General features: G+C 41.9%; 20 protein-coding genes. 14 read left to right on the top strand and 6 right to left on the bottom strand.

Features of this window, described 5'->3' with window-relative positions; genetic code table 11:
- Nucleotides 1-4: 4 nt before the first annotated feature.
- The gene (locus DDZ16_RS13445; RefSeq protein ID WP_109265005.1) at nucleotides 5-820 is read left to right on the top strand and encodes an FKBP-type peptidyl-prolyl cis-trans isomerase; all 816 of its coding nucleotides are present in this window, start codon (nucleotides 5-7) and stop codon (nucleotides 818-820) included.
- Nucleotides 821-1,713: 893 nt separating this feature from the next.
- Here DDZ16_RS13445 and DDZ16_RS13430 read toward each other — a convergent pair.
- The 4 genes from DDZ16_RS13430 to DDZ16_RS13415 form a co-directional block, all read right to left on the bottom strand.
- Complete coding sequence (locus DDZ16_RS13430) at nucleotides 1,714-2,931, bottom strand: DUF4861 domain-containing protein (RefSeq protein ID WP_109265121.1); 1,218 nt, start codon at nucleotides 2,929-2,931, stop codon at nucleotides 1,714-1,716.
- 13 nt (nucleotides 2,932-2,944) lie between these two features.
- Nucleotides 2,945-3,754 (bottom strand): gluconate 5-dehydrogenase, encoded by an 810-nt coding sequence (locus DDZ16_RS13425; RefSeq protein ID WP_109265002.1) that lies wholly within the window; start codon nucleotides 3,752-3,754, stop codon nucleotides 2,945-2,947.
- A 92-nt stretch (nucleotides 3,755-3,846) separates the two neighbouring features.
- Nucleotides 3,847-4,683, bottom strand: coding sequence for a 5-dehydro-4-deoxy-D-glucuronate isomerase (gene kduI, locus DDZ16_RS13420; protein WP_109265001.1), 837 nt, complete (start codon nucleotides 4,681-4,683; stop codon nucleotides 3,847-3,849).
- Between the two features lie 48 nt (nucleotides 4,684-4,731).
- A complete protein-coding gene (locus DDZ16_RS13415) occupies nucleotides 4,732-5,775 on the bottom strand; it encodes a LacI family DNA-binding transcriptional regulator (protein WP_109265000.1) in 1,044 nt (347 codons plus the stop codon).
- Between the two features lie 333 nt (nucleotides 5,776-6,108).
- Here DDZ16_RS13415 and uxaC point away from each other — a divergent pair, with 333 nt between their 5' ends.
- From uxaC to DDZ16_RS13365, 10 genes are all read left to right on the top strand, one after another.
- Nucleotides 6,109-7,503, top strand: coding sequence for a glucuronate isomerase (gene uxaC, locus DDZ16_RS13410; protein ID WP_109264999.1), 1,395 nt, complete (start codon nucleotides 6,109-6,111; stop codon nucleotides 7,501-7,503).
- A gap of 39 nt (nucleotides 7,504-7,542) precedes the next feature.
- Complete coding sequence (locus tag DDZ16_RS13405; protein ID WP_109264998.1) at nucleotides 7,543-8,397, top strand: SDR family oxidoreductase; 855 nt, start codon at nucleotides 7,543-7,545, stop codon at nucleotides 8,395-8,397.
- 80 nt (nucleotides 8,398-8,477) lie between these two features.
- Nucleotides 8,478-9,557 carry a sugar kinase gene (locus DDZ16_RS13400; protein ID WP_109264997.1) on the top strand — a complete coding sequence of 360 codons (1,080 nt, stop codon included), beginning with the start codon at nucleotides 8,478-8,480 and terminating at the stop codon, nucleotides 9,555-9,557.
- Nucleotides 9,558-9,857: 300 nt separating this feature from the next.
- Nucleotides 9,858-11,132 carry a lactate racemase domain-containing protein gene (locus DDZ16_RS13395; protein ID WP_109264996.1) on the top strand — a complete coding sequence of 425 codons (1,275 nt, stop codon included), beginning with the start codon at nucleotides 9,858-9,860 and terminating at the stop codon, nucleotides 11,130-11,132.
- A 124-nt stretch (nucleotides 11,133-11,256) separates the two neighbouring features.
- Nucleotides 11,257-12,711, top strand: coding sequence for a decarboxylating NADP(+)-dependent phosphogluconate dehydrogenase (gene gnd / locus DDZ16_RS13390; RefSeq protein WP_109264995.1), 1,455 nt, complete (start codon nucleotides 11,257-11,259; stop codon nucleotides 12,709-12,711).
- A gap of 23 nt (nucleotides 12,712-12,734) precedes the next feature.
- The gene (locus DDZ16_RS13385; protein WP_109264994.1) at nucleotides 12,735-13,778 is read left to right on the top strand and encodes a TRAP transporter substrate-binding protein; all 1,044 of its coding nucleotides are present in this window, start codon (nucleotides 12,735-12,737) and stop codon (nucleotides 13,776-13,778) included.
- A gap of 49 nt (nucleotides 13,779-13,827) precedes the next feature.
- A complete protein-coding gene (locus DDZ16_RS13380; RefSeq protein WP_109264993.1) occupies nucleotides 13,828-14,307 on the top strand; it encodes a TRAP transporter small permease in 480 nt (159 codons plus the stop codon).
- Nucleotides 14,308-14,423: 116 nt separating this feature from the next.
- Nucleotides 14,424-15,728, top strand: coding sequence for a TRAP transporter large permease (locus tag DDZ16_RS13375; RefSeq protein WP_109264992.1), 1,305 nt, complete (start codon nucleotides 14,424-14,426; stop codon nucleotides 15,726-15,728).
- A gap of 608 nt (nucleotides 15,729-16,336) precedes the next feature.
- A complete protein-coding gene (locus tag DDZ16_RS13370; protein WP_109264991.1) occupies nucleotides 16,337-17,380 on the top strand; it encodes a LacI family DNA-binding transcriptional regulator in 1,044 nt (347 codons plus the stop codon).
- Between the two features lie 133 nt (nucleotides 17,381-17,513).
- The gene (locus DDZ16_RS13365) at nucleotides 17,514-18,764 is read left to right on the top strand and encodes a tagaturonate epimerase family protein (protein ID WP_109264990.1); all 1,251 of its coding nucleotides are present in this window, start codon (nucleotides 17,514-17,516) and stop codon (nucleotides 18,762-18,764) included.
- An 89-nt stretch (nucleotides 18,765-18,853) separates the two neighbouring features.
- On the opposite strand, the gene DDZ16_RS13360 is transcribed toward DDZ16_RS13365, so the two are convergent.
- Nucleotides 18,854-19,402, bottom strand: a complete 549-nt coding sequence (locus DDZ16_RS13360) for a DUF4251 domain-containing protein (RefSeq protein WP_109264989.1) — start codon at nucleotides 19,400-19,402, stop codon at nucleotides 18,854-18,856.
- A 295-nt stretch (nucleotides 19,403-19,697) separates the two neighbouring features.
- Here DDZ16_RS13360 and DDZ16_RS13355 point away from each other — a divergent pair, with 295 nt between their 5' ends.
- The gene (locus tag DDZ16_RS13355; RefSeq protein WP_109264988.1) at nucleotides 19,698-20,363 is read left to right on the top strand and encodes a transaldolase family protein; all 666 of its coding nucleotides are present in this window, start codon (nucleotides 19,698-19,700) and stop codon (nucleotides 20,361-20,363) included.
- Nucleotides 20,364-20,640: 277 nt separating this feature from the next.
- Here the strand turns inward: DDZ16_RS13355 and DDZ16_RS13350 are convergent, their stop codons facing one another.
- Nucleotides 20,641-21,762 carry a Fic family protein gene (locus tag DDZ16_RS13350; RefSeq protein ID WP_109264987.1) on the bottom strand — a complete coding sequence of 374 codons (1,122 nt, stop codon included), beginning with the start codon at nucleotides 21,760-21,762 and terminating at the stop codon, nucleotides 20,641-20,643.
- A gap of 592 nt (nucleotides 21,763-22,354) precedes the next feature.
- Here DDZ16_RS13350 and DDZ16_RS20620 point away from each other — a divergent pair.
- Together DDZ16_RS20620 and DDZ16_RS13340 are read left to right on the top strand one after the other, a co-directional pair.
- The gene (locus DDZ16_RS20620; RefSeq protein WP_146192236.1) at nucleotides 22,355-22,702 is read left to right on the top strand and encodes a hypothetical protein; all 348 of its coding nucleotides are present in this window, start codon (nucleotides 22,355-22,357) and stop codon (nucleotides 22,700-22,702) included.
- A 642-nt stretch (nucleotides 22,703-23,344) separates the two neighbouring features.
- Nucleotides 23,345-24,100 carry a DUF6261 family protein gene (locus tag DDZ16_RS13340; protein WP_109264985.1) on the top strand — a complete coding sequence of 252 codons (756 nt, stop codon included), beginning with the start codon at nucleotides 23,345-23,347 and terminating at the stop codon, nucleotides 24,098-24,100.
- The last annotated feature ends 368 nt before the right edge of the window (nucleotides 24,101-24,468 follow it).

Here is a 24,468-nt window from a genome sequence, read left to right as displayed (position 1 = left end):
ATTTATGAAAGTAAAACATCTGGCAATTGGATTAATTGCAGCGTCATTCTTTGCTTCGGCATGCAACCGGGTTCCCCATACCGGTGAAGCTAACATGGAAACAGAACTGGACAGTTTGAGTTATGCATTGGGTTTTATTGAGGCCAACAGCTGGAAAGAGCGGGTTCAGCAAGCCCCTTTCGACACACTGGACTTCAAACAAGTTGCCCTGGCATTCAAAGATGCAAATATTCTGGATCGATACATGGAATTCCGAAAGAACCAATTTGACACACTGAATGTAGCAATGTTCAAAAAAGGTTTTTTTAACGAAGTTGCTTACGACAAGTCTTACTTTACAGACATGACCGCTGATGTTTATGTTAGGAAGATATTTCAAAAGAACAAAGAGAAAAGAGACAGTCAAAAAAAAGCCGATGCAGCTGAAAACCTAAAAAAAGGACAAGCATTTTTGGATGAAAACGCTTTAAAAGACGGAGTTATTTCCACAGAAAGCGGACTCCAGTACAAAGTAATTGAAGAAGGCGATGGCCCCGTTCCCACTCCTGAAGATCGCGTGAAGTGTACCTATCACGGAACTTTAATTGACGGAACGGTTTTTGACAGTTCTGTTGAGCGGGGTGACACAGCATCTTTCAGAGTAAAGGGTGTAATAAAAGGCTGGCAGGAAGCTTTAACCATGATGCCTGTGGGAGCCAAATGGAAATTGTACATTCCTTCTGATCTGGCTTATGGTCAAAATGGTGCCGGCACAGATATTGGACCTAACGAAACCATAATGTTCGAGGTGGAGCTTATTGACATTATAGAGTCAAAATAACAATTTAACCAAAACATTTTCAAGGCTGCTTCTAACTAACGGAGGCAGCCTTTTTTCTACAAAGCAAGTTGTTTAGCTGCTGAAAAATTCATAAGCTCCATTTCATATTTAGCGCCAGTAAGAAAACAAAGGTTTTTCCAGTCTTTGATAAGAAGGCGCCAAATACGAGGCTTTCGAAGTTATTGAAATCAAGGAGTTTACTTTTTCGTAAAGGCTTAAGTTTATTTTTGCGTGTTTTTGGGGATCGAACCTTACCAATGGAAGATGCCTTTTTACTTTAAGATGGTGACTTTGTCCTTGCAAGGCCTTGCACAATTTAATCTCCAAGGGCAAAAACGCATTTTTAAACTACAGCCTTCGTAAATGACTGTTTTCAAAAACGAGAATAACGAAGTAGTTGGTGTTTTCTTGCAAAGACTATTTATTTGTCTTTTTGGACATTGCCCAAAAAAGAACGAAATCCCGATTATGGTTTTTGGGAGTTTTCCACTACATCTTTACAAAATAGATATCGGAACCAGTCCGTTTAAACCGATCCGCCCACATCATGCTTAATTTCCGATTGGCCCGTAAGACCTTGAAGTCGCCCATTAAGACTTCTCGCTGACCCCCCTGACTGGCAGCAGCATAAGCATTTTTCAACAGACCCTGTATAACTCCAATTTTGACTGTAACAGGATGATCTTGAATATAAATAAAAAAGAGTGAAACTGTCTGGGATGACAGCCCCACTCCTTTCACACACAACTAATAAAACCTATATAAAAACAGGCACAAGATAAGCAAACTTCTGATTTCTTTGAAAAAATATCATCAAAAAATGCTTGTTAACTACCACAAACATTTAACCGTTTGTCAACACTTATGCCTTCTTAAAGACATATTTCAAATACTTAAAACTTATTGGAGAGCATGTGAGCTGCATGCACCACTTGTTCCCGAAAATAATCTTCGGTTTTAAAACCTTCATCCTGGTATTCCCATCCGCTGAGGAAGCAATATTTTGCAGGCGTATTAACCTCAAGGTCAATGGCGACCATATGGGTTTCCACAATACCTTCACCCTCATCAGGAGCTTTCCATGTTTCCACAAAACTATTTCTTGGAACCAATACCGCCATACCCAGTTTTTCTCCCTGATATGCCTGGCTGCCATGTGATGCCAGTATTCGATAATCACCTTCCTCCATCCTGAAAGATTCCTTCTGGTGCATATTCACAATACCAGTCACCAACTGTTCATCTCCCTGAAGTCCATCAACAGAAACTTTGCTTCTGTAAAACAGGTCTCCTGCGCATATTGAAATGCGATGGGTAATGTCATAGGTTCTTGCCCCAACAGGCACACCTACGTATTTAAGCTCAAACATTGCACGCACAGGGCCCTCTGTAATAAATTCGTAGGTTCCTTTTTCAGATTTCCCCACGCGACTAACTTCATCACCAATGCGAATGCCAATAGCACCGGCTCCGAGAGAATTACCAACCTTTAGGATATCCATCCCCCAATCGTCCAATTCATGATAATTCTGACCTCTGATACCGGCTGAATCCAACACCATTTCTGTGGTTCTCTTACCGTAAATATCAATCCCATTACGGGCATCATAATAGTTGCGGAAACCGACTTTATCATTTTCCCAGGCCGGGCCTTCCATCTGAAAAACTTCCGAAATGGTGGGACTGTCTGTACTCTTAAGTCGAGCCTCATCCGTAACTTCTACATAAGGTTCATCTTTATAGCCAAATCGAATATTGGTCCTCTTTGTATAGTCCGGCACCTCGGATTTGGGAACAGCGTCGAAGTAAACTGTTTTGTTTTCTCCACCAGCCAGATCTACCAAAAAGGCCAATTCATCCCATTGTCCATCGTTATTAAGATCATCACATTGTGATGGTAAATTATTGCCATCAGCATCGACAACCACAATGTAGTCACTGCCAATGTCTCCAGGCAGATACTGATTGACCTCATCGTAAGTCAGAACAACGGCTTTGTCTTGTAGCGGATCTTCCAACTTATTGGTTACCTCATAACCACTTTGGGGAGCTTTACAGCCAGCCACCAAAGCAGCAAACAGTGCCAAAATAAAAATTGTTTTTACTTGCATAGCGATATGATTTTTAGTCATTAATCTCATTTTCGCCTTTCACATACCCAAAGTTTGCAAGAATTCCTCCATCAACATATAATACATGCCCATTCACAAAATTACTGGCGTTACTGGCCAAGAATAAGGCTGCATTTCCAATATCTTCGGGCTCGCCCCAACGTCCGGCGGGAGTACGTGTCATTACAAGATCGTTAAAAGGATGATTACCCTCTCTAATTGGGGCTGTTTGGGCTGTTGCAATATACCCCGGACCAATACCGTTAATCTGAATATTGTATTTGGCCCACTCACAAGCCATGTTTGCCGTCAACAACTTGAGTCCACCTTTTGCTGACGCATAAGCAGATACAGAATTGCGTCCATATTCACTCATCATCGAACACAGGTTGATAATTTTACCCTGTCTGCGTTCAATCATCCCGGGCACAACCCGCTTGGCAACAATAAATGGTGATACCAAATCAATATCAATAACCTTTTTGAATTCATCCACCGGCATCTCAAGCATAGGAATACGCTTAATCAGTCCGGCGTTATTTACCAAAACATCAATTGGGCCCACTTTTCCCTCAATTGCGGATACGCCTTGATCTACGGCTTCTTCACTGTTAACATCAAAAGCAAAAACGGATACATTAATTCCATCTTTTGCAAATTCTTTTTTGCTCTCTTCGAGCTTTTCCTGTGAGCGTCCATTAATCACAACCTTTGCACCTGCTTTGCCCAGTGCTTTTCCAATTGCCATACCTATGCCGTGGCTACCGCCGGTGACAAGGGCTACTTTGTCACTAAGGTCGAACAAACTATTTATGAAACTCATTTTCGATTCTTTTGGTTTTTAAAATGAATTCCGAAATGCCCTTTGTCATTAGTTTTTAATATAAACGGAACATTTCGGGATGTCAAAATTTTTCATCTCAATTCTTGCTGGGTAAAGTGATCCATATCACCAAAATCCTGGTTTTCACCGGCCATGCCCCAAATAAATGAGTAACTGCCGGTTCCGGAAGCGCTGTGAATACTCCATGAAGGAGAAATAACAGCTTGTTCGTTCTTCATCCAAATGTGACGTGTTTCATCTGGTTGTCCCATAAAGTGGCAGATGGCTTCATTTTCGGGCACCTCAAAGTAAAGATAAGCTTCCATACGACGGGCATGAAGGTGAGGAGGCATGGTATTCCATACACTTCCGGTTTTTAATTCAGTAATTCCCATTTGAACCTGACAGGTTGGTGTCACATCATTAACAATCAACTTATTGATGCGGCGCTCATTGGCACTTTCACCAGACCCAAGGTCAGCAACAACGGCCATATCCAATGTGATTTTTTTGTTTGGATGTTTCTGGTGAGCGGTTGCACTGTTGAGATAAAGATGAGCAGGTCTTGAAGAATCAAGAGACTCGAAAACAACATCTTTATTACCGCTTCCCAGATAGAGCGCTTCTTTGTATCCCAGTTCATACTGTGTGCCATCAACAGTAATCTTCGCATTTCCGCCGATATTAATAATCCCCAATTCACGACGTTGCAAAAAATAATCGGCTTTCACCTCTTCAAAAGGCTCAAGCTTCAAAGGCTTATCTGTTGGCACTGCTCCACCCACGATAAGTCGGTCATAAAGCGTATAAACCACATTAATTTCACCGGGAACCATAACACTGTCCACCAGAAAATCTTTCCGGATGCGGGCAGCATCATAACTTTTAAAATCCTCCGGATGTGCTGCGTACCTTAATTCGTAATTCATAATTTTATGTTTTTGAATAATTATTAAATGGTTTGTATTGGTGATAAATTAAAAATCCTTTTTTATCCTTATTTCTGAATTCCCCGACAGGGATGATTCCCTGACAATAAGCCTCACCGGGACATGAATTTCTTCATCCGGGATGCTTTCTTTGCCAATATTCTCCATTATCAAGCGAGCTATTTGGGTGCCCATTTCAAAGGCATTTTGTTCAACACTTGACAGAGCAGGATCCACCAAATCTGAAAATGGTTCATTTGCAAAACCTGTGACTTTAACCTCTCCGGGAATAACAACCTTCATTTCCTTCAGTTTTTTGATGGCCCCTAAAGCTGAAAAGTCACTGGCAGCAAAAACACCATCAATCTTCTCTGATCTTAAAAGTATTTCAACTGCCTGGGAGCCTGAATCCTGAAGAATACAGTTATCAACAACCAAAGAAGAGTCAAATACAATCCCTGCTTTTTCAAGAGCGTATTTGTACCCATCAAACCGTTCTTTGTAAACATTTACATGAAGCGATCCGGCAAAATGTGCAATCCTTTTACAACCATTTTTAATAAGATGACGGGTACTGCGCATGCCCCCCAAAAAATTATCATTGACAATACGGGGGCCGCCAATTTCATCTGTAACCCGGTCAAACTGCACCAGGGGAATATCTTCCGCCAACACTTCATTATAATGATTAAAAGATTTAGTTTCCACCGAATGGGAAATAATGATTCCCCCAACACGGTTGCTAAGCAATGAATGAATGGCTTTGCGTTCATCTTCCACGCGTTCATGAGACTGACATATCAATAAATTAAAACCCGCAGGATTCAATATAGCTTCAACACCACTAATTACATTGCTAAAAAAATGCCGGTTTATTCTGGGAACAATCATCCCAATCGTATCGCTTCGCCCACTCCTTAGGGAAGAAGCCAACACATTGGGTTGATACCCCATATCTTTTGCTACAGCAATCACCCTTTCCCTGGTTTTCAAACTCACCCGCTCATTCCCGGCAAGTGCTCGTGAAACGGTGGAGGGAGTCACCCCCATTTCTTTGGCAATATCTGTTATTGTAATTCGGTGTTTAGCCATAGTTCTAAAAATAATACTGGCAAAAATACAAACGTTTGCACGGATAACGCAAATTTTTTCTCACTTTTTTCAAAAGCAGAGGTTTCTGACTATCATACAGAAACTACTTATTGGGCATTCATAAACAGTAAAAAGAGCAAAAACAACCAAAAGCAACATATCTTTAAACCCTCTTTTTTTAAGCCATTAAATCAAGCCGAATCAAACATCAAAGCAAACATATACTATTAAAATCAGAAAAAAGTAAATTAAAAACTTGACTAAAGAAAAAGTTTACGTTACTTTCGTGTCCGTTAACGTTAATTGAAACTGAACCGAAAAATCACATCAGTCATGAAAAACTTTATTCATCCTGATTTCTTGCTTGAAGGAAAAACGGCCCGGGAAATCTATCATGATTTCGCCGGGGATCTACCCATAATAGACTTCCATTGCCACCTTTCACCAAAACTGATTGCCGATGATCATAACTTCGACAATCTGGGGCAAGTATGGCTGGAAGGAGACCACTACAAATGGAGGGCCATGCGCACCAACGGGATCGACGAGAAGTTTTGCACAGGAGCCCCTTCTTTTTATGAAAAGTTCATGAAATGGGCAGAAACAGTCCCCCACACAGTAGGGAACCCACTTTATCACTGGACACATTTGGAGCTGGCTCGTTATTTTAACATTCACGACCTGCTCAACTCCAAAACAGCAGACAACATCTATCATGACGCATCAGAGATGTTAAAACACAAAGATTTTTCGGTAAAAAACATACTCAGAAAGATGAAAGTGGACGTTGTGGGAACCACCGATGATCCCGCGGACACTTTGGAAGATCATGCCCGTCTGAAGAACTCTGAAGTTAAAGTTTGTCCCACCTGGCGTCCGGATAATCTGATTAAAACAGATGATCCTGAAGCATTTAGTGCCTACATTAAAAAACTTGAAAAAACAGCGGAAAAGCAAATCACCAATTATGCCGATTTATTGAAGGTACTGGATGAGAGGCATGCCTTCTTTGACAAAATGGGCTGCCGCGCCTCAGACCATGGACTTGATCGAATGTATTACACCGATGCAGCAGGCACGGATCCTGACAAAGCATTTAAAAAATTGCTCCAGGGTGAAAAGCTTACAGAAGAAGAAACTGAAGGATATCGTTTTCGCCTTATGCAGGAGCTTTGCAAGCTCAACCACAAACGGGGCTGGGTTCAGCAATTTCACCTGGGGGCTATGCGTAACAACAACACCCGTTTATTCAACAAACTAGGCCCGGATACAGGTTTTGACTCCATCGGTAATCCTCAGGACAGTGTCAAGATATCCAGATTCCTTGATAGTCTGGACGTAAATAACGAATTGGCAAAAACCATTCTTTACAACCTTAATCCCGCAGATAACGAAATGTTTGTCACCATGATTGGTAACTTCCAGGATGGATCTGTTCCCGGAAAAATCCAACATGGAGCAGCCTGGTGGTTCCTTGACCAAAAAACAGGAATGGAAAAACACCTGGAAAGCCTTTCTGTACTTGGTCTCCTCTCCCGCTTTGTGGGAATGGTAACCGACTCAAGAAGTTTCCTCTCCTTTCCACGTCACGAATACTTCCGAAGAATTGCCTGTAACCATATTGGTAATGAAGTTGACAAAGGGATTATTCCTTATGACAGAGAGATTCTAAAAAATCTCGTGGAAGGAATATCTTACAAAAATGCCAAAGGATATTTTGGTTTTTAAGCATGCCCAATACATTCAACTAACAGAAAACGCATTAATATGACAATTCCAGTCAAAGAATTAAATCTCCGGGACAAAGTTGCCGTCATTACAGGTGGCAGCGGCGTCATTGGGTCGTTTATGGCTGCTGCTATGGCAAAACATGGCATCAGAACAGCAATAATTGGACGAAACAAAGAAAAAGCTGAAAACACGGCCAGGGAGATAACGGCCAATCATTCCACGCCTTGCATTGGTATTTCAGCTGATGTAATGGACAAAGAATCCCTAGCTGAAGCCAAAGTACGGATTAACCGCGAATTGGGTTCAATTGATTACCTGATCAACGGAGCAGGAGGCAATTCTCCACTGGCAACTTCAAAAGTTGAGATGATAGAGAAAGGATCCCCCGATGACCTGGAGGGTACATTTTTTGGCCTTAAAATGGATGGCTTCAATCAAACCTTTGATATTAATTTCCAGGGAACCCTTCTTCCTACTATGATATTTGCAAAGGATATGCTCGAAAAAGAAAGAGGGTCTATTGTCAATATATCTTCAATGAATTCCTACCGGCCATTGACAAAAATTCCCGCTTATTCTGCCGCTAAAGCAGCCATCAATAATTTCACGCAATGGCTATCGGTACATTTTGCAAAGACAGGTATCCGTGTCAATGCCATTGCTCCGGGCTTTTTACTAACTGATCAAAACCGCTTCCTGCTTATTGATGAAAAGACAGGAAAACCAACGGAGCGTGGACAAAAAATCATCAACAGTACCCCGATGGGAAGATATTGTAACCCGGATGAAGTTACCGGAACGCTTTTATTTCTTTTGTCCGACTGGGCCGAATTTACCACAGGGGTTGTAATACCGGTGGACGGTGGCTTCAGTGCCTATAGCGGAGTTTAATATTTTTCAACAGTGACAATCAGTTGATCCGCCCGAAAGTTGAAAAAAGATTTATTAAAACTTTTTAAATCCAACAAGAGATGAGCCTACAGCTAAAAAAAGATTTTAAATATTCCATGGTTGTCCCCACCAGCATGGGGGTACGTATTACGCCCGAAAACGGCCAACCCGTTCACAGTAGTGATACTTTTAAAATGCAGGCCACCAGCGCCGAAACCAATGTTGCCAGTATTTCATCATACCTGGGGTTACCCGTTAAAGTACTCACTACTTTTGTAAAAGGAAGTCCGGTTGCGAAATTCATAAAAAGTAACCTGCGTAACCGTCACATGGATTATGAAGGCTCCGATATTGAACAGGGAGATCCCTGGGGGTATCGCCACCAGTTTAATATTGCCGACAGTGGCTTTGGAGGCCGCGGTCCCCGTGTTCAAAATGACAGGGCCGGGGAGGTAGGACGAACACTCAATGCAAAAGATTTTGACCTGGAACGCATTTTTGGAAAAGAAGGCGTTCAGATCGTGCATCTTTCAGGTTTGATTGCCGCCTTATCACCGGAAACCAGTAATTTCTGTCTGGAAGTGGCACGTTCAGCCAGGAAGCACGGAACCATCATCTCTTTCGATCTTAACTACAGAGCCTCATTCTGGGAAGGAAGAGAAAAAGAATTAAGGGCTACTTTTAACGAAATAGCCTCTGTTTCGGATGTTTTAATAGGTAATGAAGAAGACTTTCAGCTTTGTTTGGGTATTGAAGGGCCTGAGGCAGGAGGCAAAGAGATATCCGAGAAAATTGAAAATTTCAAAGAGATGATCACCCGGGTGAAAGCAACATATCCAAATGCATCTGTATTTGCCACCACACTCAGAGAAGTGATCAGTGCCAACGAGCACCTTTGGGGAGCCATTATGCTGCATGGAGATGACTGGCAGGTAATAGAGCCACGTCCCATCAGGGTACTGGACCGTATTGGTGGAGGTGATGGTTTTGTTGGTGGTTTGCTTTACGGTATCCTCAAAGACTGGAACCCTGAAAAATGGATTCAGTTTGGATGGGCTACCGGCGCACTGGCAACCACCTTCCTTACTGATTACGCTCAGCCAGCGGATGAGGATATGGTCTGGAGTCTTTGGAGTGGAAATGCACGGGTAAAAAGATAGAGGCTTTTCTGAAACCACAGAAGGCACTAAAAAACATAGGTTTTTGAACCCTATCTGGCATATCAGGACATTTGAGGTTTGCCTGTTTTTGAAACAGAAGTTAGAGGTTGGAGGCTGGAGGTTAGAGGTTAGAGGCTGGAGGATAGAAATAAATCCTTTAACCACGGAATAGAGTTAATATAACGGACATTCAGATATGGCGGATTCTTTTCGGGGAAAGCGGCAAAGCCGGAGCTGATCTGCCATCTATACATCGTTTCACGGTATCACTGCCTGACTCACACAAAATAAACAAACATCATGATATATTTTCAACGAGGATCGGAACATGAGGCCTTAGGTCCGGAAGATCTCAGGGAAGCTTTGTTTACAGCTCTCGACAAGATTGGTACCCGCCAAAAAGTGCTGGCCGTGCCCCCGGACTACACCCGTTTCCATTCAAAATCGGGGGAACTGACGGCGTATGCCCACGAATACTATGGGGATAACCTGACCGATATATTACCGGCACTAGGAACTCACAGCCCTATGACCGACGAGCAGATTGATCATATGTTTCACGGCGTTCCCAAAGATTTGTTCCGCATTCATGACTGGCGAAATGACATTGTCACACTTGGCGTCGTTCCCGGGAGTTACATCTCAGAAATAACGGATGGCAGAATTGACTATGACTGGCCGGCCCAGGTAAATAAGATGATAAATGAAGGCGGACATGACCTTATTTTATCTATTGGTCAGGTCGTTCCACATGAAGTCATTGGAATGGCCAATTACAACAAAAACATATTTGTAGGTACCGGTGGATCAGAAGGTATCAATAAGAGTCACTTCATTGGGGCTGCTTATGGCATGGAACGCATCATGGGGCGGGCCAGGAACCCCGTTCGCAGAGTATTGAATTACGCCTCTGAAAACTTTGCTTCTCATTTGCCCATCATCTACGTACAAACCGTTATTGGCCGCGATGAGCAAGGCAACCTTGTTCCCAAAGGCATATTCATTGGCGATGATGAGGAAGTCTTTGAGAAAGCTGCAGATCTCTCCATTAAAGTCAATTTTGAGATGGTGAATGAACCCCTTCAAAAGGTTGTTGTATACCTGGATCCGTCAGAATTTAAAAGTACCTGGCTGGGGAATAAAAGCATCTACCGCACCCGTATGGCACTGGCCGACAATGGGGAGCTGATAATTCTGGCACCCGGTCTTAAAGAGTTTGGGGAAGATGCCACCATCGATAAGCTAATCCGAAAATATGGCTATTTTGGTACTCCAAGAACACTCAAGGCAACTGACGAGAATCAGGAATTAAGGGATAATCTTGGGGCGGCAGCTCACCTTATTCACGGAAGTTCAGAAGACCGCTTTTCCATAACCTATTGTCCGGGACATCTTACCCGGCAGGAGATTGAATCCGTCAATTTCAAATATGCCAATCCGGACGAAATGATGGAACGTTACAATCCGGATAAACTGAAAGACGGTAAAAACATCATGCCAGATGGAGAAGAGATATTTTTCATCTCCAATCCGGCCGTTGGCTTGTGGGCTCACAAAGAACGGTTTTGCGATTAGTGGCCCCCCAAATCCCCCAAAAGGGGACTTCAAAGATCCAGGGCATGAAGCATGGGGAAAGGAGCTTATATTAAAGATGAATTGAGTACTCAGTAAGAACAGTATTACAGAAGACATTAAAGTTATGAAGAATTTTTCAGACATCGGACTCATAGGGTTAGCCGTAATGGGCGAAAATCTGGTTCTTAACATGGAAAGCAAGGGTTTTCAGGTTTCAGTTTTTAACCGAACCACCGAAAAAGTAGATAATTTCATCAATGGACGAGCAGATGGCAAAAACATTAAAGGCACCCATTCCCTTGAAGAATTGGTTCAATCGCTTGAACGCCCCAGAAAAGTAATGATGATGATTAAAGCAGGAGGAGCGGTTGACAAACTCATTGACAGTCTGGTACCATTACTCGAACCGGGCGATATCATCATTGATGGAGGAAACACTCATTTCCCTGACACCACAAGAAGAACAGAGTATGTTGAAAGCAAAGGTCTTTTATACATCGGTACCGGCGTGTCAGGAGGTGAAGAAGGGGCATTGCTGGGTCCATCTATCATGCCCGGAGGATCTCCAAGGGCCTGGCCTGCAGTGAAACCCATCTTCCAGTCAATCGCCGCCAAGGTAGAGGACGGCACACCTTGCTGCGACTGGGTAGGAGAAAAAGGAGCCGGTCATTTTGTAAAAATGGTGCACAATGGTATTGAATATGGTGATATGCAAATCATCAATGAGGCCTATCACATCATGAAAGAATTGCCGGGCATGACCGCCGATGAAATGCATGATGTTTTTAAAGAATGGAACGAAGGCCCTCTGGATTCTTATCTGATTGAAATAACCCGTGACATACTGGCTTTCAAAGATGAAGATGGAGAGCCGTTGGTCGAAAAGATACTGGACACAGCCGGACAAAAAGGCACCGGTAAATGGACAGGTATATCAGCCCTGGATTTGGGAATTCCATTAACACTCATTGGTGAAGCCGTTTTTTCAAGATGTCTGTCTGCCATTAAAGATGAACGGGTTGAAGCCTCAAAAGTGCTTTCCGGCCCTAAGCCTGAATTCTCCGGAGACAGAAAAGCATTTCTGGAAGATCTGCATGATGCTGTTTATGCATCTAAAATCATCTCTTATGCACAGGGCTATGCTTTAATGGCTGCAGCAGCAGATGAGCATGGATGGAACCTCAACTATGGCGGTATTGCATTAATGTGGCGCGGAGGTTGTATTATACGTTCAGTGTTTTTGAGCAAAATCAAGGAGGCGTATGATAACAAACCGGATCTTACCAATCTTCTTTTAGATCCTTTCTTTAAAGAGGTGATTGAAAATGCTCAGGGTGGCTGGCGCAGAGTTGTTGCCAAAGCTATTGAAAACGGCATTCCCACACCGGCATTTGCTACCGCATTAAACTATTACGACGGATATCGTCACAACCGGTTACCTGCCAACCTTCTGCAGGCCCAACGTGATTATTTCGGGGCACATACCTATGAAAGATTAGACAAACCAAGAGGTGAGTTCTTTCATACCAACTGGACAGGACGAGGTGGAACGACTTCCTCCAGCACGTACAATGTATAATCGATTAATAACAGTCCAACACAATGAATAAATTATTATTAGTCTCAGTATCGTTCTTTCTATTTCTTTGTATAGGAGGTTGCGGGCTCAAGAATGATGTCAAAGTTCTAAAGTTAGGGCATGCTCTTGACACCAAACACTCTGTGCATATTGCCATGGAATACATGGGCAAAAGACTGGAAGAAATTTCCGGAGGAAAGATGAAGGTTGACATTTATCCGGGAGGGGTTTTGGGTTCTGAGAGAGAGAGCCTTGAACTCTTACAGTTAGGAAGTCTGGACATTACCAAAGTATCGGCTGCCGCTCTGGAAGGTTTCGTGGAAGAATACAAAGTCTTTGGTTTACCCTATATATTCAAAAGCAAAGAGCACTCTTATTCCGTTTTAGATGGTCCTATTGGGAAGGAGGTCCTTTCCAAAGGTGAGAAGTACTGGCTTCAGGGACTTTGTTTTTACGATGCAGGTGCCCGGAGTTTTTATTCATCTGTGCCCATTAGAAAACCTGAAGACCTGGCTGGTTTAAAGATCAGGGTAATGTCAAGTATTACCTCTTTTGCAATGGTAAGGGCCATGGGTGGCTCCCCTACCCCTATTTCCTGGGGTGAACTTTATACCGCTCTTCAGGGAAAGGTTGTTGATGGTGCGGAAAACAATCCACCAAGCTTCTATCTCTCCCACCACTATGAAGTTTGTAACTATTATACGCTCAACGAGCACACCATGATTCCTGATGTTTTAATAATGAGCACACATGCTTTAAAGAAGCTCACCGATCAGGAAAAAGAATGGTTGACACAGGCCGTGGAAGAATCAGTTGTCGTACAGAGAAAAGAATGGATGAAATCGGAACAGGAAGCACTTGAATCAGTAGAAAAAGAAGGGGTTAAAATTATAAAGACCGATAAACAACCGTTTATTGATGCTGTACAAAGTGTTTACGACCTGTATGAAGACAACCAGGAACTTAGCAGCCTCATTCAACGCATTCAAAAAGCTGATCCCGCATTACTCAAAAAAGAGGAAGCTTCTGATGCTACAACTTTGCAGGAAGAAACCAAGCAAAATTAAAGGAGGCAGGATCTGATTTGAAGGAAATAAAAACAATAACAAAACTATTATGAACCTCAGACAAAAAATAGACAAACTCCTGGAGATATTTCTGGTAGTTTTGATGAGTACGCTTGTGGTAGATGTGGTGTGGCAGGTTGCCAGCCGGTATATCTTTTCCAATCCCAGCTCCTTTACCGACGAATTGGCAGTGTTTCTGCTGATCTGGGTAGGAATGGCCGGAGCAGCTTATGTAAAAGGAAAGAACGAACATCTGGCCATTGATATTTTACCTGACAAACTAACGCCAAACAGGAAAAGCCGGTTACTTATTTTTATCAATTTCTTAATCATTCTTTTCAGCCTGACAATAATGGTAGTGGGAGGAACATGGCTGGTTTATACCCGGTTTCAGATGGGACAGGTATCATCTGCATTACAAGTTCCTATTGGGTATGTTTACATGATTGTGCCTATAAGCGGACTTCTTATGATCTATTATTCGCTGGATGATATCAGCCAACTGATTAAGACGATAAAAAGTAATTAGTCGACAGTTATTAGTTAAATAGTGAAGTGGGGAATTTCTGACGCAGAAAAAAAGCAACCACAGTCCTAATGACGGCAATTACTTCATAGATAAAAAAACCAATAAAAGATAATACCATGGAACTAGATATGTTGGGCATCGTTGTCCTGATCTTTTCATTTATATTTTTTCTGGTGATAGGTACGCCTATTGCATATAGTATCGGCCTGTCAGCCGTAGCAACCATGCTGGTAAGTTTCGACACGCTCCCTGCCTTTTCAACAATGGCTCAGCGCATGGCTACCGGTTTGGAGAGTTTCTCACTATTGGCCATCCCTTTTTTCATACTCGCCGGTCAGTTAATGAACTCGGGAGGGATAGCCATGCGATTGATAGAATTTGCCAAAGTCATAGTAGGACGCCTTCCCGGAGGTCTGGCTTTGGTTAATGTCACCGCCAACATGTTATTTGGTGCCATTTCAGGTTCGGCAGCTGCATCGGCCTCAGCAATTGGAACCATTATGGGCCCCAGGATGGAAAAAGAAGGATATGAAAAAAGTTTTTCAGCCGCTCTAAACGTAACATCTGCAACCACCGGACTGGCGATCCCTCCAAGTAACATTCTTATCGTCTACTCCCTGGCCAGTGGTGGTGCTTCCATTGCAGCGTTGTTCCTGGCAGGTTATCTACCCGGCATTCTTACAGGCGTTGCATTAATGCTTGTAGCAGCCGTTTACGCCCATAAAAAGAAATATCCCATCGCAGAGAAAGTTCCATTTCGCTTTGCAGTAAAGAAATTCTTCGATGCCATCCCGAGTCTGATGATGTTGGTTGTCGTTATCGGTGGAATTATTGCAGGACTTTTTACTGCTACCGAAGCAGCCGCCATTGCCGTTGTTTACAGTCTGATATTGGCCCTTATTTACAAAGAGGTAACCGTCAAACATCTGCCTCAGATCATTGTAAATACGGTTCGCACAACAGGCATGGTAATGTTGTTGATAGCAGCATCAATAGGTCTTTCGTGGGTAATGTCATTCGAAAACATTCCCGAAACCGTAAGTTATGCTTTGCTTTCTCTTTCGTCTGATCCGTTTGTAATTCTGCTGATCATTAACCTGGCATTGCTGGCAGTTGGAATATTCATGGACATGACCCCTGCAGTTCTGATCTTTACCCCGATCTTCCTTCCGATTGTAACATCACAGCTGGGACTTGATCCCATTCATTTCGGAATCATAATGATTCTTAACCTGAATGTAGGACTGGTTACGCCACCTGTGGGGGCCGTATTATTTATTGGTTGCAGCGTTGCGAAACTAAAGATCCAGGACCTGGTAAAACCCTTGATCCCTTTCTACATCGCCATGTTTGTGGTACTTTTGCTGGTCACATTTATTCCCGAACTCTCTCTATGGATACCTGATTTGTTCGGATATTAATATACTGTCGTTCAACAATAGATCGTTAGATTTCCCGCCTGCCGGCAGGTAGGTTAGAGATTAGATTTAAGTAGCCCAGCCGCGCGGAAGCCGGAAGCTGGAGGCTGGAAGTTAGAAGCTGGAAACTTTCGACTATAAGAAATTTTGATTCTTTTTGCGGCATATTTAAAAAACTAAGACAATTATAAAAAACACATTTTAAATGGTTTATGATTTTACTTAGATGAAAGATAAATCATAACCAATTGATAATACAAACGTTAACCTAGAAAATTGTTAATCTATAAACAATTGATTCAAAACTTATTGCAATCCCGAACCATCGGGATAACGGACTATTATTGCATTATTGTATGTTACAAAAATCCGTCATTGGTAGTGGCTACCCCAATATAACCTTGAGGCATAATGCGAAAATGACAAATCATGCTGGCATGGGTTCCGGGGCCCTGAACAGGGCCAATTTGGATAACCCCGGACGAAACCCGGGGACATGCGGTCAGGCAAAGCAGGTCCTCGAAGAGGGCCAACTATCAAAGTTAAGCACTCTAAAACAGCAATTGTGATTTTTTTGGTCAATAGTGATCAGAGAATTAATTTGACAAACCATGAAGCAAGTAAGAATAAAAGATATAGCGGAAAAGGCAGATGTTTCCATTGGAACAGTGGACAGGGTACTTCACAACAGGGGGGAAGTGGCGCAAAAGACCCGTGAAAAGGTGCTGGCCATCGCCAAAGAGATGAACTATCAGCCTAACATTGTGGCCCAGGCTCTTACCACCAAAAAAACCTATAAATTCTCGGTTTTGATACCCAAGGGCGGGCAGGACAACGTTTACTGGCTGGCACATCCCAAAGGCATCGAAAAGGCCGTTCATGAGTTGCAACCGTTCTCTGTGGAGATCGATTACCGATTCTTTGAATTGCACAATGAGGTTGATTTTCTGACAAAAACCCGGGAAATCCTTGAAAATCCAACAGACGGAGTTATCCTTGCCCCTATCCTGAAAAACGAAGCTCTTCACTTTTGCGAAGAACTTGACCGGAAAAAAATTCCCTATATTTTCATCGACACATTTCTTGACAACACCAATTGCATTTCTTTTATTGGAGAAGATGCTTTTCAGGGAGGTCGGGTGGCTGCAAGCCTCATCGACTTTGGCATTGCCCCGGAAAAAGACATACTGGTAGTTAACCTTGCCAAAAATCTTGAGAACACTCAACATCTCAACCGACGAAATCAGGGATTTCTGAGTTATTTCCTGGATACCGGCCAAAATACCGGCATGAAAATTACGGTGGAAATTCATCAGACTGACAAAGAAACGGTTGAAGCAAAAATAGATAAGGTTCTAAAACAAAACCCAAACATAGGCGCCATACTTGTTTCCAGCGCCAAGACGCATGTTATTGCCAGATATCTTGAAAAAAAGAGGCTAGATACAATTCTGGTGGGTTACGAGATAACGCGCAAAAACACTGATTACTTAAAGAAAGGTATCATCCATTTTCTCATTGGCCAAAGACCCATGGATCAAAGTGAAAAAGCGGTGAAGCGCTTGTTCGAATACCTGACCTCACACACCATTGCCCTGAAGCATGAATTTCAACCGGTTGAAATCATTAATACTGAAACACTTTCTATGTATTAGGAAAAACACAACCATTGGCTTAATCCATGATTATCAAGGGGCTTACCCTCATATATATAAAAGGATTAAAGCCTTTACTTACTGTAAGCCTGCAACAAAGAACTCATACGCATAAAACAATAAAAACTTAGTTATGAAAAAACTATCAAAGTACTCATTCGGTATGGGCGATCGGTTCGCTCATCAGGCAGGATGGCAACTAAAAACCATAATTGAAGCTCAAAAACAGGGTCAGGAAATAACACCTGTCTGGAACAAATCGCACCGCGAACACACAACCATTGGCAGTGAGCCAAAGGATGCCCGCCAAGCAGTTGAAAAAGCAATAAAAGAAGCGGATTGGGATAAGCCCTGGTTCATTGATGCGGATCATATTAACCCGGATACGGTTGACCGGTTTCTGGATAGCTCGAACTTTTTCACCATCGACGTTGCCGCTTACATCGGACAAAAAGGAGAGGCTGCTGATGAAGAAAACTTCATTGGCGAAATGAAGGATTTCATTGGTAATACTGAAATTCCGGGCCTCGGAGCCTCCTTTAACATCAACGAAGATATGCTGCGAAGTATTGTTGACCAATATTTCTATGCCACTCAAATGGCAGGGGCAACCTACAGGCACATTGAGGAAACCAAAGGAAAGGGCAACTTTATCACAGAAGTCTCAATGGACGAGGTTCCTGATGCTCAATCACCGGAAGAGTTACTGTTTATTTTGGCAATGCTGGCACATAACGGGGTTCCGGCACAGACCATAGCGCCCAAGTTCACCGGACGATTCAACAAAGGAGTAGACTATGTTGGAGACCTTGACGCTTTTCGCACCGAATATGAGACCAACCTCATGGTGATTGATTTTGCCATTAAACAATTCGGACTCCCTGAAGAGCTGAAAATGAGTATTCACTCAGGATCGGATAAGTTTTCCATATACCCCATTATTAAAGAGCTTTCTCAAAAACACGACAAGGGATTTCACCTTAAAACAGCAGGAACCACCTGGCTGGAAGAGGTTATCGGCCTGGCACTTGCAGGAGGAGAAGCACTTAAGTTCATTAAGCACCTTTATTCCAGGGCACTGAGTAATGTTGAAAAACTTTGCGCCCCTTATGCCGACGTGATAGACATTGACGAAGATAAACTTCCAACAGCTCTTGAAGTTCAGGGTTGGACTGGCGAAGAATTTGCTAATGCTCTTCGTCATATCCCGGATAATCCGAAATACAATTCAAACCTGCGCCAATTAATTCATGTTGGTTACAAACTGGCAGCTGAAGACATTGATGCCTTCAACGCATATCTGGAACATCACTCCGAAATTGTGGGTAAATGCGTATTTGAGAATCTTTATGAAAGGCATGCCAGGAGGCTGTTTGTAGATTGATTTTTTAGGGGCTGATATAGAAAGGAGGCTGTCCCATTTCGAACAGCCTCCTTTTCCAAAAAAAATACAAATTTTAAATGCTAACATTTTTAATAAGACTGACTTCCCTGGAAAACACCTGAAGATGCAAGCGGCACAAGCTCACCCGAGTAATTCAGCCTGCCACGGCGTAATCCGGAAACAGAAGCAGATGAATGACCTCTGGCATTAAAAGACATGTGAAGATCATAAATGCCAAGATTGGTCGTTACAGTCATCGAAACTGTCCCGGACTTCTTTTTATGATTCTTTTCAATTTCGTAACCGCTAATCTTTCCTTCAGCAGTAACACCGCCTACTCCGTTTGCACCCATCCTTCCGTTTGATCCGATTTGAATGATTGCCTCACCTGCCTCCACTTTTATGAAATTGAGTGAGGAAGGAACTATTACTCTATGTCCGTACTGATTGCTCAGATAGTCGGCTTCAAGAACGAAAGCCTGGTTTTCAACTGCATTAAGCATCGTCTTATATTGTTCCAACAAAATAGCTTCTTTCCGGGCTTTCCGCAGAGCTTTATCTTCTTTCTTAGTGTTTTCCATGGCGAAGGTTCCCATTGAAAACACGGTTGCTAATACTAATACAACTAACTTTTTCATAACTTCCTCCTAACAAAAAATAACACATCACTAAAACAACAATTGTCATGCCATGAGATTTGGTAAGCGATTTTGATCATCACAGGACCTGATCAAATAAAAAAAAGAAGCTTTTCTTCCTGGCAATAACCCTGTTAAAGATCAAGGATGCAAACAAAATAAAGACTGTAGATTTCCAAAAAATTCTAATATTCCCTTATATGATTAAATATTTTAATGCACATTTTTAAAAATATTTATTGCCGGAACATCCGATTTTTCCCCAACTTTGCAAAAAATTAAAAAATCAAACATCATGTATTATCTAGCAGATACAGCCAACATTGAAGAGATCAAAAAATTGTTGCACTATTTCCCGCTTCAGGGAATCACCACCAACCCGACTATTCTGGCCGCTGAAGGCAAGAAACTTTCAGTGATTCTTCCCGAACTGGTAAAACTGGTGGGCGACAAAATGCTTCACGTGCAAATGATCAGCGAAAAAGCTGAGCGCATGTTGGATGAAGCCAAAAAATACCGCGAGATATGTGGTGACAAGTGCGACTTCTATGCCAAGATCCCTATTACAGAGGAAGGATTCAGGGCTATTCCCATGCTTAAAAAGTCTGGCATCAAAGTAACGGCTACAGCCATCTTTACTCACCAGCAGGCTTTAGTAGCCGCTCGCGCCGGAGCCAACTTTGTGGCACCTTACGTCAACCGACTGGACAATATTTCTTCACACGGCATTGAAGTGGTTAACCACATCGTAAAAAGCTTCACCGATTTCAAACTGCCCACCAAAGTACTAGCTGCCAGCTTTAAAACCGTTGATCAGGTTCACCGGGTGACCCTTACAGGGTGCTACTCGGCCACCATCAGTTACGAAATACTGGAACGCCTGCGCAGTCACCCCATGACCGATGCCAGTGTGGATGCCTTCCTGAAAGACGGGAAAAAGCTTTATGATATTCCGTTTTAATTAGGGCTTTTCCCTATAACAATAAATCCCGCTCCGTTTATGGCAGCGGGATTTGTTTTTTAAAGGGTTTTCAAAGCGTTAGGAATTGTTAATTTATATATCAATAATTATTTCGTCCCTAATTTTCCAACCTTCCCGGCTTTATTCGTTTAACCATGGCTTTAAGGCCAGATGCGACTTTATCACCTTGAATGCATTGGAGAGCTAAAAAGAAAACCATCAATATGCTGTGGATGCCACGGCTGGCGTATATGGCTTTGTTAGGCTTTTTTGTTTTCTATCCTTCTAATATTCTTATCAAATCATCATTTATATAATATACTTCCACTCCATCTTTTTTTGGTCTCAGGATATTGTAATTAACCAGTTCATTTACATATTTAGTTAATGTTGTTCTGGATGTTTTTCCTATGATTCTCCCAATGATATTAGGTTTGATATATGGCTGGCTAAATATAGCTTCATTCACCTCTTTATTATACCATTTTATTTTTCCTTTTCCATATTCCAGAGTAGAATCCATCTGAGCTAGAATTTCATCAATTCGGGTATTTGTCAAAATTGAAGTCTTTTCGGTGGCCTCCAACATAAATTCAATCCAAGATTCCCAAGAGTTTCTTTGAGTTACAGCTCCTAATTTAAAATAGTAGTCCTCCTTATTTTGAATGACAAATTTTGACATATATAACACAGGTTGACTAAGTAATCCCTTACTAAACAAATACAAGAGATTTATAATTCGTCCTGTTCTTCCATTTCCATCCTGGAACGGGTGGATTGCTTCAAATTGATAATGAGCAACACACATTTTCAATAATGGGTCTGCAGGATATAGATCATCGTTGTTTAAGTACGTAATGAGATTATCCATTAAATTTTCTATCAATCCTTCAGCTCTTGGGGGAGTATAAATGATTTCTCCCGGGCGAAATTCACTTTCACCTCTTTTAATTACGACTTGTGCTTGTGGTGGCCGATATCCTGATGTAGTTTCTTTTATTTGATTGAAAATTTGCTTAATTAAGTTAGAATCAATTTTTTTTCTTGTTTGAAGTTCTTTAAATCCTGCCCAAAGAGCTTCTCTATATTTCAAAACTTCCTTTGTTGCTGGATTTACATTGGTTTCTTTACGTGTATCTGAAATTGCCTTATAGAGTTCATCCTCTGTGGTGAAAATGTTTTCTATTTCAGTAGAAGTTTTAGCTTCCTGCAATGCCAAAGTATTTATTAGCATTAATGGATTAGGCAATCGATTTAAATTTCCGTTAACAGTAGCCAGAGCTCTTGATGCAGAAACCAATCGCTTTAAAATAACAGGATTATTTTCGATGTCCTTACCTGGTGGCAACAGGGGTAAGTCATTGTAGGGATTTTGTCTATCAAACTTCCGGCCGCTCATATGTGTTCAATATTTTTTTAATTGTGGACGTAATACAAATATATGTCCAATTATTGAAAAGGAACTTCTTATTTGTTCAAATTTCTGCAAATATTGAACGATTTGCGAATTTGTAAATAAAAATGAACACCATTTAAGCCTTTGTCCATATATTTAATTTTTTTGGACGTATTGGTCATTACCATAAAGCCTAACGTCCCCATATTGTCATTGTGCATAAATTCTATTTTGGGGGCCATTAAATAAAAACCGGGAAAAGAGAAATGAAAGCATCACTTCTCTCTCATTCAATCCAATATCCCCATTCACATCTAAAAACTTATTATGTTTTGTCAAAAAGTTAAAAGAATGCGGGAAGGGCGCGGGGCATGGAATATGGAGCGTGGGACATGAAGCATGGGGTTCGTTGCCATCCCAATGTAAGACCTACCCCATTTCTTTTGCAACCATCACTTGCCCCCTCTCCAAATGATCAAATATCACTGAAATGGTCCGGTATCCCTGCGGCAACAGACAAAAGTTATTTGGTAAGCTCAGGTATGCCTGCAGCATATGGCCAAAACTAATTGAGAACTGAAGGCACCCCTACGGCATGCTTCCAAATTTTATCGAGAACACCGTGTACCCCTGCGGCATGCTTCCAAACTTCGTCGAAAACATGCTGTACCCCTGCGGCACGACATCAAATAATATTGGAATAGTGCTGTACCCCTACGGCGTGTTTCCAAATTTTGTTGAAATGGCCGGGTACCCCTGCAGCAAAATTCCAAATTTTGTCGGAAGCTTCCTGCACCCCTACGGCACGATTTCGAGATTTGTCGGGATCGTGCCGTACCCCTGCAGCAAGATTCCGAAGCTTGTTGGAAACGTCCTGCAGGGGTGCAGCACTCTGTATATGAAAAAGTTAACAAACACTCACTTAACACACCTTTCATGTTAAAAAAACATTACATCCCTAAGGGACTCATCGAATGTTTGAATCTCATTTTCTACCTACATTACAGCCCTAACGGGCTTTGATCATAGCTGACAAGGCGCCCCCTTAAAAAACCAAAAACAAGAAAAATCACTTAGTCCCGGAGGGACGAAATATCGGTAGAGAAACTTGGTGAAATTAATTGAAGACGAGTGCCATAGGCATGAACAATAATCACATCCCTACGGGACTCATCCAATGTTTAAATCCCCTTTTCTACCTATATTACAGCCCTACCGGGCTTTGACCATAGCTGACAAGGCGCACCCTTAAAAAACCAAAAACAAGAAAAATCACTTAGTCCCGGAGGGACGATATATCGGTAGAGAACCCTGGTGAAATAATTTTGAGACGAGTGCCGTAGGTACGAAACAACAATCACATCCCTACGGGATTCATCTATGTTTGAATATACTTTTCTACCTATATTACAGCCCTTCCGGGCCTTTTCAAATTTCATCCGACCTCCACAAAAAAAAATTCCCCTCCGCTATCGTATAGCATTACTGACATTCAGGGGTTTTAAAATTTGAACGGTTGCGTTTAATGATATTTATCATTAATTTTAGTGTCGTTTTATTAAAACCCTGTTAAAACCAAAATTTTATGTTAGAAAGTATCTTAATCCATAAGTTAAGAAACAGTGAATTTGTACAGTTTTTCAATGTGATTGTTAGAATCATAAAAACAAAAGACCCTGAAAAACTCCAAAATCTGGAAATCTGTAACCAAATTGAAGAGAAAACGGCTTTGGCCTCTTCCATGTACAAAACCAAACGTGGCAGCGACATTACCCCTCAGCTTGAGAAAGCAGATGAGCGTCGCGATAATGCCATAGGTGGTTTTAACCTCGTTCTGGAAGGCTTAACATTACATTACGACAATGCGGTTCGCACTTCTGCTGAATTTCTGCTCAATAAAATCAGAATTTTTGGCGGTGGCATAGGGCGAATGAACTACCAGTCGGAAACCAGCACCTTAGCAAGTATAGTTAGAAAGTTGACCGGCACAACAGAAGCGGTGGAAGCTTTGGAAAAAACAGGCCTTACGGATTGGCTGGCAGAATTAGATGCCGCCAATAAAGAGTTTGAAAACCTCCATTTTGCGAGGCTGAATGCCAATGCCGAGAGTCCCGACGTTAAATTCGAAGAAGTCCGCAAGGAGTTGATTGAACTGTATCGCTTCTTAACCAATTACCTGGAGATGTCGGCTAAAATCAGTTCCGACACGGTGTTTGAGAAAACCATTGATGCCATTAACGAACTGGCTGAAGAGTATAACCAATTAATATTAGTTCGCACAAATGATGATGATAATGAAGAAGAAGTAAATGATGCGGAAAACAGTATAGAAAATAATTAAACTTTAACCACGGGGTTTTAATAAAACAAATTTGAGCCGGAGGCCTGCAAAAGGTTTCCGGCTTTTTGTTCAAAGAAGCTGGCTAAAAAAATGTATGAGGGTGTCCTAAAAGTCACGGTATTTGTTTGCCAGAGCATCTAAAAATTCTTCAAATTAAGACAGAGAGATCCTTCACTGCGTTACCAATGACAGATTTCTGTAAAAATCAAAATATCAGCAAATTGAAAGTTGGCCCCTATCAGGCATAGCCGTCAGGCTAAGCAGATTGATGCAATGGAATATTCACAAAATCAAAGGTTTGGTTTATCATTTCTAATATGTGGATACTCGAAAATGTTTTATTTTTTGGTTCTACATTCTGTTCCTTC

The sequence above is a fragment of the Marinilabilia rubra genome, from assembly GCF_003121985.1.
GTDB lineage: Bacteria > Bacteroidota > Bacteroidia > Bacteroidales > Marinilabiliaceae > Marinilabilia > Marinilabilia rubra.
The sequence above is the reverse complement of the archived record's forward strand: the minus strand, read 5'-3'. Positions and strand labels throughout refer to the sequence as shown.